Here is a 12,828-nt window from a genome sequence, read left to right as displayed (position 1 = left end):
CATAAAACGGTTCTGTCCCAGAACTGTTTAAAGAGTATATATAATAAAAATAAAAAGCCCTTAAAGGGCTTTTGGTGGGTGCTGCAGGGATCGAACCTGCGGCCTCTTCCGCGTCAAGGAAGCGCTCTCCCACTGAGCTAAGCACCCTAATTACCGTATAAATTCTACCATAAAGAGATTATTTTGTCAAGAATTTAAAACATCTTTATATACCTCTATAATTCTTTTAACCGATACTTCTATTGAATAATTTTCTTTTACAAATTTAATTCCATTTTCTGACAATTGTTTATGCAATTCATGGTCTTTTAATACTCTTAAAATTTCGTGAACAAAATCATCTTCATTTAATTCTTTGATCATTATTCCACCAGCATTTTCGTGATTTAAAAGATCGTAAACTCCCATTTTTCCAAGTGCTACAACAGGAGTTCCTGCTGCCATAGATTCTAAAACCACAAGACCTTGAGTTTCTGTATATGAAGCAAATACAAAAATATCAGCCTGTTTATATGCTTCTAATACCTTTTCACGTGGTTGACCACCTGTAAAAATAACCTTTTCCTGTAAACTTAAATTAACTACCATTTCTTCTAATTTTTCCCTCTCTACTCCGTCACCTATAATGACAAATTTAGTATTCTTTTCATTATTTACAACTTTTGAAAATACATTAATTAAGAAATCTATATTTTTTTCTGGCCCAAGCCTTCCTACAAATAATAAAATTCTTTCATCAGGCATTATATTATACTCTTCTCTAAGATTCCAGGTTATTTCTTTATTAAAAATTTCTGTTTCTATTCCAGTAGGAATAACCACTATATGGTCTTCAGGAACACCATAATCAACTAATACTTCTTTTATATTTTCTGTAGGTGAAATTACCTTGTCTAATTTCAAACACCAATTTCGTATCATTTTTTGAGTTTGTTTTAAAGTTGGTCTAATAATTAAAGGTAAATATTTTCTATAATATTCATACATTGTATGATGGGTTCCAACATGTTTTATTTTTAATAATTTTGCTAAAAATTCTGCAAGAATTCCCATTGAAAAAGGATCTTGCGAATGAATTATGTCTAATTCTAAATCCTTTATTTTAAAAATATCTCCTGAAATTGGAATGGCAATTCTTTGTTCTTTTTCAAATAAGAATTTAATTGCAGGAAATTCAAAAACGTTTTTTTCATTTCTTTTATAATTATGAGAATATCTTGGTACAAATAAATATACATTATGTCCTAATTTTTCCATTTCCTGTTTATATAATTTTACAGCAGTAGATACACCATTCTTTTGTGGGAAATATACATCTGAAAATATGCCTATATTCATTGTTCCACCTCTTTAAAAAATAATTTAACGAAAACTCTTAATAAACTTGCAAATAAAATTTGTAGATAATAAGTGGCAAATCTCCATCCAATAATAGAAATTAATACACCACTTTTTATAGAGAGAATTGATGAAAATACTAATTGATAAGAAGCTTCTATACTTCCGCTTGCACCGGGAGTTGGAATATAATATACTACCATATTTAATAATGTCATTGCTCCTAAAACAATCCAAAAATTAAATAAATTTATTTCGATATTTGTATATTTATAAAACATATAAAAAAGAGAAAAAGCTTGAACAATGAGAACTAAAAAATTTAAAGATATATCTATTATCATATATCCTAACTTTTCACTCCATAAAAAGGAAATACTTTCTTTTAGATTAGAAGACCATTTTTCAAATTTGCTTTTAAGTTTTTTTATTCGTTTAGTTGGAAATAAATTTAAAATTTTTAAAATCCATTTACTATTCAAAAATAAAGTAAGAATCAAAATAGTAATTGCTACAGAAATAAATAATCCCATATTAATTAATATAGATTCTATATTTGTATTTTTTAGAGAATAAATCACTTTATTGTAGGATATAAAAGCAATAAATAAGTTTAAAAACATTAATGTTATAAATCTAGAGATAACAATGTTTGTAGAATGTTCTAAATCTAAACCATATTTGTTTAAATGATAAATTTGATAAGGTTGCCCCCCGGCAGCAAAAGGTGTAAGAGATGAAAAAAGAAGTCCCATTACATTATTATAAAATAATTGAAAAAAAGAAATTTTTGTTCCAAATTGTCTTATAATTATTTTATACCTAATTGTATCAATAAAGTACCCTATAAAATAAATAAAAAAAGAAATCATTATATCCTCTATTTTAAGTTTTTTTAATTCATGGAGTAAATTAGCATCAGTTAGTTTTTCAATCATAACTATTGTGAAAATAGCAATAAAAATGGAAATTATTAGAGAAATTAAATTTTTATACTTTTTCAGCATATAAATCACCATATATGTTTTTAAGTTTTTCACCGATAACTTTCAAATCCCTTTCAAGAGCAACAATCCTTTCGTTTTCTTTAAGTTTTTCAACATCAATTTCTTTATTTATTATCTTGAATATATTTTTTTCAAAATCTTCTAAAGAAGAAGATTTTAGACAATTAACTTCATTTGTAAGCCAATCTTTATATACAGGAATATCCCTTATTATTAAAGGAGTTTGAGATGATAAGGCTTCTAAAACTACAATTCCTTCATTTTCTTCGTAGCTAGGAAATAAGAAGATATCTGCAGCACTATATGCATTAATTAAATCTTCTGTAGGAATATATCCGGGAAATAGTAAATTTTTAATAGATTTTTCATTTAAGATTTTTCTAATTTTTTTGGGTACTATTTTCATTTTAGCTCCTAACCAGATAAATTGGAATTGAGGGAGCTTTTTTGCTAATTTATAGAAATCTAAAATACCCTTTCTTTCAAAAGGCAAACCAACTGAAAGGATTAAGGGTTTATTTAATTTATATTTTTCTTTGAATTTTATTGCAGACTTTGCATTATATTTAAATTTATTTGTGTCTACACCGTTTGAAACTACAGCACTTTTGGTTTTTATACCATAACTCCTTACAAGATTTTGAGTATATTTAGTTGGCGATATTAAAAAATCCGCATTAGAATACATTTTTATTAATCTTTTTTTTATGAAAAAAGCTAATTGGTTGCTGAATATAAAACTATTTCTAAAATCTTCATATGTAGTATGTGTATGCACAATAATTTTTTTTCCCTTTTTTTTAGCTTCTTTTAAGATTTTTTCGCTTGTAAAACCAATAGTATTTATATGAACAATGTCATAATTATCTTCTGGGTTAAGAGTATAATCAACTCCAGCTAACTTTAAAGCTTCTTGTTGAAGCTGTAAAGCTTTCCCTACTCCTGATCTTTGAAACATATTTTTTCCTTCAGAAAATAATAAAATCTTCATATGTTCCTCCTTATATAAATTTCAGTGTTCCATCTGTTCTCAATCTCGCAATATTTGATTTAAAAAGGTAATCGATAACTTCATTTGGTTTTTTATCAGTAATTCTAAACAAACTCAATATTTCTTCAATTTTTAAATGAGATTTATTCAATGTATTTTTACCATATTTTTTAATCATATATGTTAATTTTTCGTCAAAATTCATTGGAGAAGCCCAATATCTTTCGAATTCTAGTCTCATAATAAGCTTCTTTACTATTTTTAATCCAAAACCAGGATCATTGGTAACCAATGAATCTAAATTATTTTTTTCAATTTTTATCATTTGTAAAGGTGTTGAAGTAAATACAGTTGCAGTTCTTTCAACATCTTTAAAACAAGCAATTTCACCTACTATTTCTTCATTTGATAAAATTGCTAACAATTTTTCACCGTGAGGTGAAAATTTTGATACTCTAACATTTCCCGAGAGAATCATAAATGCCCAATCTCCTTCTTCCCCCTCATGAAATAATACAGTATGAGATGGAAGCAAATATCCACTTTTTAAGTAAGTGACAAGTGGTTTTATTAAAGGTTTATTTGTAATAACCGACTCAAAAACCATAAATGAAAATAACTCTTTTATAAACGGATATTTTTCTCTTAGAGTTTTTTCAAGATAATATTTTTTATCTGGAGAGATTAATATCATGCACAAATCTTTCCAGATTTCAACTTCTGCCTGAAAATACATATCGAATTTATTAAATTGAATCTTTTTAAATTCATTTAAAGCTTCCTTTATTTTTCCTGCATTAAAAAGTTTTCTACCGTTTTCATATAATTGTATGTTATGATCTTTTATACTTGTATATTCCCTTCTTCTATGTCTTTTAAGGTATTTTTTCGAAATATCAACAACATCTAAGTTTTTATCAATAAGATGCTCCGAATTTTTCTTATTCTCATTTTCCTTCTTTATATCTCCGAATATTTTTTTATTTAAACTAATAATTTTTTCTATATACTTTTTTATAAGATATATAACCAGACTGGAATTTGATAACAAAAATTTTTCTACGAGTTCTTTTTCCAATAAAAGAACCCTACTATTTTCAATAACTCTTATTGATTCAAAAGATTTTATCCCTGGAATAAGCAATTCAGCACCAAATATTCCTTTAGTTTCATATGAATGATGAGCACAAAAAGAAGATGTTGTTTCTAACATCCCTTCTTTTAAAATTATCAAGTTTTCAACTTCGTTTCCCTCATTTACCAAAATAGTTTCCGGAGCATATAACCTTTCTTTCATATAATCACATCCCAAAAATATTATTTAAAATAAAGAGTTCCATCAGGTCTAATTGTGGATATTTTATTTTTGGATAATATTGTTATAAATTCAGAAATATCCATTGTTAAACCTGATAGATTTAAAAACTGTTGGGGGGTTAGCTTAAATTTATTTAATCTTTGACGGCTGTATTTATTAATCAATACTTTTGTCTTATCGATTAAATCTGTATTAGCTATTAGTTTTTTTTGAAAATCAACTCTTTTAATAAGGGCTTTTAAAATATTTCTACCCAATAAATAACTTTCATTTATCAAACTTTCCAGATTATCTGATGTTATATAAATAAACTGTAAAGGAGTTTTTGTAAAGACGGTAGCTGTTCTTTGAACATTTTCAATTACAGCAATTTCCCCTACAATTTCTCCTTCAGTAAGAATATTTAATAATATTTCTTTATTGTCTAAAAATTTTGAAATATATACACTCCCGCTAACGTTTAAAAAGGACCAGTCACCTTCTTCTCCTTCGAAGAACAAAACGGTCTTGGCGGGAATTAAATACCCTTTTTTAAAATAAGTTTTTAAGTTGCTGTCAATTTTTTTATCCTTTATGCTTTTATTTAAAATAAAGAAAGATATAAGTTCATTTAAAAAATCATATTTATAATGAAGCGTTTCAAGCATTTTTTCATAGTTATTATTTTGCATAAAATAAAGGCAATATATTTTCCAGATTTCTATTTCGGCTTTAAAGTATTTATCTTCTATATTTGATAAATCTATATTTTTTAAGTTTTCATAAGCTTCTTCATATTCTTCAGATAATATTAATTCTCTTGCTGATATATATTTTTGTATAAAATCATCAGAAAAATAATGCCAGTTATATTTATATATTTTTTTAAAAATCTTTTTAACTTCTTCAACCTCAATTTCAGTTTTGAAATCTTCAGCAAGTCTTCGTTGATTTTTTTTGGTAAAAAAATCAGTAGCTATTTTATCATTCATATTAACAAGCATTTTTATTCTCTTTTTTATAGCCAGACTTAATAATTCTTTATTATTTTTTAAAAATTCTTCCGCTTCTTTTTTATCTGTAATTAGTTCGACTTCCGAATTTCTAACATTTCTCAGCGATTCAATGGTCTTTATGTTAAAAAGGAATTCTTCAGAAAAAATCCCCTTTTTAATAAAGACTTTTTTATAATTACAAAATTTTGATTCACTTAACAAATGGCCGTTTTTTAAAACAACCAAAGCTATTGGGTCCTCGTTTTCTAATTGTAATATTTCGTCATTTTTATATTTTTTTATCATAAATATTCCCCCAATACTCTCCATTATAATTATACTCTTTATAGATTTAAAAATCAAATAAGGGAATTTCCATTTTTTGAAAATAAAAATACAGTTGCGGTTTATTTTTTAAACCGCAACTGTACTTAATTAATTTTAATAGCTTAACTTTAAGCTTCTATTTTTCACTTCTTCATGTATAGTTTTAATAATATCTTCAAGAGAAATATCTTCTACAGTATTACCTTCTCTTGTTCTTACATTAAATTTATTTGATTCAACCTCTTTTTCACCAATAACAATCATATATGGAATCTTTAATAATTGTGCATTTCTAATTTTGTATCCTACTGTTGCATTTGAATCATCAAGTTTTACTCTTATTCCTTCTTTGTCTAATTTTGCTGCAATTTCTTTACTGAATTCAACATATTTATCAGAAACAGGAATTACTGCAACCTGTTCTGGTGCAAGCCATGTTGGGAATGCACCTGCAAAGTTTTCAATTAAAATTCCAAAGAACCTTTCAATAGAACCATATATTGCCCTGTGTATCATAACAGGTCTTTGAAGTTCATTATTGTGGTCTACATAGTGAATATCAAATCTTTCTGGCATCTGGAAATCAAGCTGAATTGTAGCACATTGCCATTTTCTTCCTAATGAATCCTTAATTTGGAAGTCGATCTTTGGACCATAAAATGCACCATCACCCTCGTTAATATTATAATTTATTCCTGATTTTTCAAGTGCAGCCTTTAATGCATTTGTAGCGATTTCCCAGGTTTTTTCATCACCCATATGGTCTTCAGGCATTGTACTTAAATTTGCTTCATATTCAAAACCAAAAGCGTTGTATAATTCATTTGTAAAGTCCATAACCTTGATTACTTCTTCTTCAATTTGATCTTTTGTACAGAAAATATGTGCATCATCCTGAGTGAATGCTCTTACCCTGAACAACCCATGAACAACACCGCTTCTTTCATATCTATGAACCTTACCAAATTCAGAATATCTTATTGGAAGGTCTCTATAACTTACAACCTTTGATTTATAGATTAAAATATGTCCAGGACAGTTCATAGGTTTAATTGCATATTCCATCTCATCTTTTTCTGTGAAATACATATTTTCTTTATAATGATCCCAGTGACCTGACTGATGCCAGAGCTTTACATTCATCATTAATGGTGTGAGTATTTCTTCATATCCATATTTTTTATGTAATTCTCTTGAGAATTCTATAAGCTGATTAATAACTTTAGCTCCTCTTGGTAAGAAGAAAGGCATTGCAGGTGCCAATTCGCTATCAAACATAAATAATTCGAGTTTTGGACCTAATTTTCTATGATCCCTTTTCTTTGCTTCTTCAAGCATTTTTAAATATTCATCTAATTGTGCCTTTTTAGCAAATGCTGTACCATAGATTCTTTGAAGCATTTTATTTCTTTCATCGCCTCTCCAATATGCTCCTGATACAGATAATAATTTAAATTGTTTAATTTTCCCTGTTGAAGGAAGATGAGGCCCTCTACAAAGATCAATAAATTCTCCTTGTTTATAGTATGTAACTGTATCATCTTCTATATCTTCAAGCAATTCAACCTTATATGGTTGATTCATTTCTTCAAACATTTTCTTTGCTTCTTCTTTTGAAATTTCAAATCTTTCGATTTTTAAATCTTCTTTTATTATTTTCTTCATCTCTGCTTCTATTTTTTCGAGGTCTTCTTCGGAAATCTTTTCTTCCATATCAAAATCATAATAAAATCCATTTTCTATTACAGGACCAATTGCAAGTTTTACATCTTTTCCATATATTCTCATTACTGCCTGTGCCATAATATGAGCCATTGTATGTCTGAAAATTACAGGTGCTTCAGGATCTTTATCTGTAATTAATTTTACTGTTGCATCAACTTCAATAGGTCTTGTTAAATCATATAATTCTCCGTTTACCAATGCACCTACTGATTGTCTGTATAATCCTTCAGAAATTCCTTTTGCAATTTCTGCTGCAGTAATTCCTTTTTTATATTCCTTTTCTGAACCATCAGGCAATACAATCTTTATCATTTCCATATATAATCACCCCTTCTTTATTATTATTTATTACTTTTTAGCAATACATGCAATTTCAACCATTGCATCTTTTGGTAATTTAGAAACTTCTATAACAAATCTTGCAGGATAAATTTTTTTAAAGTAATTTTCATATACAACATTAAATTCATTAAACTTAGACATATCAGTAAGAAAAACCTGCACCTGAACAACATCTTTTAATGAAAAACCGGAAGATTTCAAGATAGTTTTAATATTCTCCATAACTTGTTTTGTCTGTTCAACAAAACTTTCAGGTATTTCACCAGTTTCATAATTAATAGGCAATTGACCTGATATAAATAACTCATCATCTTTTAATATTGCATGAGAGTATGGACCAACAGCAGAAAAATTCTTTGGTGTTACACTCTTTTTATTATTAAAGAGTTTTAATCTCATTTGATGACCATCAAAATAATCGAAATAGCTTAAATTTAGAGTTTTTAATAAATCCTTCAAATGGTCTTTTTCCTCAAAATACTTAAAGTAATTATTTAATATAAATGCGTATAAAACATTATAGAGCATATAATATACAGTAAAAGTATATACATTTAATTTTATTAATGACATAGAAATCATATACGCAGAAGCAATTACTATCATACTAAAATAATGTATTATTGTATGTAATCCATCTTTTGTTCTTGAAAATAAATATGTTCCTGTCAATAATATTAAAGTAGTTAAAGTAAAAAAGAATAAGAAAAATCCTGTAACCCCAGATGATGTGCTAACACCAGAGAATCCAATTATAAATGTCAAAATCCAGGACAGTTTATAAGCAACATCAATATAAAACTTCATACTCTCATCCCCCTTAGATTTCCAGATTTTCCAATTTTTCTGTTAAATCCCATTCCATTAATTTATCGATTATTTCATCTAAATCCCCGTCGAGTATAAATCCTAATCTATATGATGTATAACCTATTCTATGATCTGTAACTCTATTCTGAGGGAAATTATATGTTCTAATTTTTTCACTTCTTTCCCCGGTTCCAATTTGCGATCTTCTTTGAGAGGTTAATTCTTCATGTTGTTTTCTTAATGCTTCTTCATACAACTTTGCCCTTAAAATACTCATAGCAGCTTCTTTATTTTGATGTTGTGATCTTTCATTTTGACATGTAACAACAATCCCTGTCGGTAAGTGGACAATTCTCACGGCAGACTCTGTTTTATTGACGTGTTGTCCACCAGCACCTCCCGCTCTATAGGTATCAATCCTTAAATCTTTATCCTCTATTTTAACATCAACATCTGTTGCTTCAGGCAATACTGCAACAGTTGCTGTTGAAGTATGTATTCTTCCTCCTGATTCTGTAACAGGAACTCTTTGAACCCTATGAACACCACTTTCATATTTCAATCTACCAAAAACACCTTTACCTTTTATTTTTATAACTGCGTTTTTTGTTCCGCCAATACCTGTATCGCTTAATTCCATTATTTCATGTTTCCAACCCTTATTTTCCGCATATCTTAAATACATTCTCATTAAATCGGAAGCAAATAATGCAGCTTCTTCTCCGCCTGTACCAGCACGGATTTCCATAATTATATTTCTTTCATTTATTTCATTTCCAGGTATTAAAAGACTTAGAATTTCAAGGTAACAACTTTTCAGATTTTTTTCAGATTCTTCAACCATGGAATTATATTCTTCTTCATCTATTTCTTCGGCATGTTTTAATTCTTCAAGTGCTTTTATGTCTTCTGTGATTCCTTCATATTTTTCAAATAATTCCTTTAATGTTGAAAGTCTGTTATGTTCTTTTCCAAGAGATTGTAATAAATCGAGGTTAGAGGTTACATCAGGATCTGCAAGTTTCTCTTCAACCTCTTTTAATTTTTCTAAAACCTTTTCTTTAAAAGATAGTATTTCCATATGCACACTCCTTATACCCTTTTTTGCTATTATATCATATTTTTATATATTCTTGAATACCTTTAAACTTCTTCTTTTAATAAAGATGTGGAAATATAGAATATTAAAAATATTATTATTACAGTTATTGAGGACATTGCCTGACTTTCCAGATAATATCGTGCGTTTGATAGAGTGTAATTAATATTGGATACTATGGGGAAATAATTTGAAACTTGCATTGTATAAGAAATTGTAAATTCACCAAAAACTATGGCAAATATCTGTAAAAAAGAACTTATCAGGGAATTTTTTAGTATAGGCATTTCAATAAAAAGAAATGTTTGGAATTTATTTGCTCCGTCAATTTTAGCAGCTTCAATAATTGAGTTATCAAAGGATAAAACTCTTTGTTGTAAAAATGTGTATCCAAGAGGTATTGAAATTACAAGATATCCAATAATCAATAAAATAGCATAAGGAATTGAAAATTCAATATTTAGAATAAGCAAACTCATAGCAATAAATGTTGAAGACACTCCCAGAGAAGAGATAATAAAAATATTTGCAAATCTCATATCTTTATGATTCTTAATATTCCTTAAAATGATATAAGATAAAAAAATAGAAATTATTCCTACTATTAACGCGATAAGTGTTGTATTATAAATACTTTTTATGACAGGATAATATTTGTTCAAACTTTTAGAAAACAGATTATATAATCCTTTTATTGTAAATCTATTATTTATAAAATCATAAAATCCTGAAAAAATTCCCACAAATACAATACTATATTCAAATAATACATAAAATATAGAAATAAAAAAGGTTATCATAGAAGTTTTAGAAACATATAGCTCTTCTGATGGAATTTCATGGATCTTTGGAAGTGAAATTATAAAATTAAGAATAATTAGAATTAAAAATTGAATCAATGCGTAAGACAAAGCTTTTGAAAAATTCAAAGAACTTCTTAAAGTAGTGAAAATCGCAACCTCAAATGTGGAATATTTTATTCCACCAAGTGAAAGAACAATTGCAAAACTAACAAATGAATACATAAAAACAAGAAATCCACCTTTTAAAACAGAAGGGATAATAAGCGGAACCTTTATAAATCTTATTATATCCTTTTTGGAAGCACCGTCTATTATTGCATTTTCAATATAATTTTTAGGTATATTCCTTAATGCGTCTGAAATGTATTTTACAAATATTGGAGAATTATAAAACGAATGAGCTATTATAATAGCTGTTAAGGTGTATAATATATTCAAACCAAAAATTTTATTTATAATTCCATTATTTCCATATAAAATCGAAAATGAAATTATCGTTGAGATTGGTGGAAAGAAAAATGGAATAAAAAATGAATTTTCAAGGATTTTACTTAATGTATTTTTATTATTAGCAACATATATTGCAGGTAATATCGAGATAATAAATGAAAATACAGTTGATAATGAGGCTTGATAAACAGTGTTTTTTAGTATCCTTAATGTTCTTGCTCTAAAAAATACATTTAAAAAAGTATGAAAATCAAAGTAGTTAATCATTAAGATGGATACTGGAAAAACCCACAATATAGCAAATATTATTATATATAAATGTATTCTTCTCATAATGTCCTCCTGAAAAAAAGTTATAAACCAAATAATTGTATATTTGAGGTGAAAGAATGAAAAAATATATTCTATTATTCATATTATTATTTTCAGCTTTATATCTCTTTTCAAAATCACTATTTTTATGGCCACCATACATTACATATAATGGTAAAGATTTATTTTTAAATTTCAAAACAAATGGAATAATTAAAGGACTTTCCATTCATATTATAGATAAAAATCTAAACGAAGTATATTCTATTAAATTACAGGAAAATGAACTTTATCATATACCAATAAATATTGATTATGTTAATGAAAATTTTGAATATATTATAAAACAAAATTCAAAAGTTATATACAAAAATACATTCAACGAATTTAATCCGTTAAAAAAGGATTTTACATTTGTTGTATATGGAGACACCAGATATTATGATAAACTTCATAGAATGATAGTAGATAAAATAATAGAAGAAAAACCAGATTTTGTAATTAATGTTGGAGATATGGTTGAAAACGGAGAAAATATCAATTATTGGACCAATTTTTTCAATACAATAAAAGGACTAAACATTCCATATTTCCCTATTCCTGGTAATCATGAAAAAAATTCAAAATATTATTATGATGCCTTTATATTGCCAGAGGGCGGAGGATTTCAAAACAAACAATGGTATTCATTTAAATATGGGAATTTAAATTTTATTCTTCTTGACTCAATTATTATCAATAATTCAGAACTATTTAAACAGGAAACAATATGGCTTGAACAAACTTTGAAAAACAATAAGAACTATATAAATATAATAATTTTCCATTATCCGTTTTGGAACAATTCAATTTATGCATGGAGAAGAGATAATAAAATACTTGAAAAAAAATGGCGTCCAATATTTGAAAAATATAACGTTAAACTTGTTTTTAATGGACATGTTCATGCATATGAACGATTTAAATTAAATGATATTACATATATCACCACTGGTGGTGGCGGTGCGCCGTTTGATCCGGGGCATAAAGAAAAATTAAATCCATACACTCAAAAGATACATTATGGATATCTTGAATATGTTCTTTTAAAAGTAAAAGCTGGTAAAATCACAGTCATAACAAAAGCAGTTGGAAAATCGGATAATTATAAGATGAATAATGTAAAATCTTTAGATATGGTTTTAGATTTTTTTGAAATTGATAAATAAACAGTATTAATATTATGCATACAATAGCTTAAAAGAAATTTTTGCTCATATTTAATTATATCCTATAAACATTATAAAAGATTGAATTTCACTTTATTTTAAATTTGTGATATCCTATAATTAC

General features: G+C 27.0%; 10 protein-coding genes and 1 tRNA gene. 1 reads left to right on the top strand and 10 read right to left on the bottom strand.

Annotated elements, in window-relative coordinates:
* Positions 1 to 72: 72 nt before the first annotated feature.
* The 10 genes from MARPI_RS02135 to MARPI_RS02090 form a co-directional block, all read right to left on the bottom strand.
* Positions 73 to 147: transfer RNA gene (locus MARPI_RS02135), tRNA-Val, on the bottom strand.
* A gap of 39 nt (positions 148 to 186) precedes the next feature.
* Entirely contained in the window at positions 187 to 1,338 is a 1,152-nt protein-coding gene (locus tag MARPI_RS02130) for a glycosyltransferase (protein WP_014295950.1), read from the bottom strand.
* Entirely contained in the window at positions 1,335 to 2,345 is a 1,011-nt protein-coding gene (locus MARPI_RS02125) for a lysylphosphatidylglycerol synthase transmembrane domain-containing protein (RefSeq protein WP_014295949.1), read from the bottom strand. The genes MARPI_RS02130 and MARPI_RS02125 overlap by 4 nt, the downstream gene beginning before the upstream one ends.
* On the bottom strand, positions 2,329 to 3,336 hold the full coding sequence (locus tag MARPI_RS02120; RefSeq protein ID WP_014295948.1) for a glycosyltransferase family 4 protein: 1,008 nt from the start codon (positions 3,334 to 3,336) through the stop codon (positions 2,329 to 2,331). The genes MARPI_RS02125 and MARPI_RS02120 overlap by 17 nt, the downstream gene beginning before the upstream one ends.
* A gap of 10 nt (positions 3,337 to 3,346) precedes the next feature.
* Entirely contained in the window at positions 3,347 to 4,633 is a 1,287-nt protein-coding gene (locus tag MARPI_RS10605; protein ID WP_014295947.1) for a cyclic nucleotide-binding domain-containing protein, read from the bottom strand.
* Between the two features lie 20 nt (positions 4,634 to 4,653).
* Positions 4,654 to 5,934, bottom strand: a complete 1,281-nt coding sequence (locus MARPI_RS02110; RefSeq protein WP_014295946.1) for a Crp/Fnr family transcriptional regulator — start codon at positions 5,932 to 5,934, stop codon at positions 4,654 to 4,656.
* A gap of 135 nt (positions 5,935 to 6,069) precedes the next feature.
* Positions 6,070 to 7,992, bottom strand: coding sequence for a threonine--tRNA ligase (gene thrS / locus MARPI_RS02105; RefSeq protein WP_041638749.1), 1,923 nt, complete (start codon positions 7,990 to 7,992; stop codon positions 6,070 to 6,072).
* 36 nt (positions 7,993 to 8,028) lie between these two features.
* Positions 8,029 to 8,829 carry a RidA family protein gene (locus MARPI_RS11175; protein WP_014295944.1) on the bottom strand — a complete coding sequence of 267 codons (801 nt, stop codon included), beginning with the start codon at positions 8,827 to 8,829 and terminating at the stop codon, positions 8,029 to 8,031.
* 13 nt (positions 8,830 to 8,842) lie between these two features.
* Positions 8,843 to 9,907, bottom strand: a complete 1,065-nt coding sequence (gene prfA, locus MARPI_RS02095; RefSeq protein ID WP_148265186.1) for a peptide chain release factor 1 — start codon at positions 9,905 to 9,907, stop codon at positions 8,843 to 8,845.
* Between the two features lie 68 nt (positions 9,908 to 9,975).
* Positions 9,976 to 11,517 (bottom strand): ABC transporter permease, encoded by a 1,542-nt coding sequence (locus MARPI_RS02090; protein ID WP_014295942.1) that lies wholly within the window; start codon positions 11,515 to 11,517, stop codon positions 9,976 to 9,978.
* A gap of 56 nt (positions 11,518 to 11,573) precedes the next feature.
* Here MARPI_RS02090 and MARPI_RS02085 point away from each other — a divergent pair, with 56 nt between their 5' ends.
* Entirely contained in the window at positions 11,574 to 12,704 is a 1,131-nt protein-coding gene (locus MARPI_RS02085) for a metallophosphoesterase family protein (protein ID WP_014295941.1), read from the top strand.
* Positions 12,705 to 12,828 lie beyond the last annotated feature (124 nt).

Source organism: Marinitoga piezophila KA3 (assembly GCF_000255135.1).
GTDB classification, from domain to species: domain Bacteria; phylum Thermotogota; class Thermotogae; order Petrotogales; family Petrotogaceae; genus Marinitoga; species Marinitoga piezophila.
The sequence above is the reverse complement of the archived record's forward strand: the minus strand, read 5'-3'. Positions and strand labels throughout refer to the sequence as shown.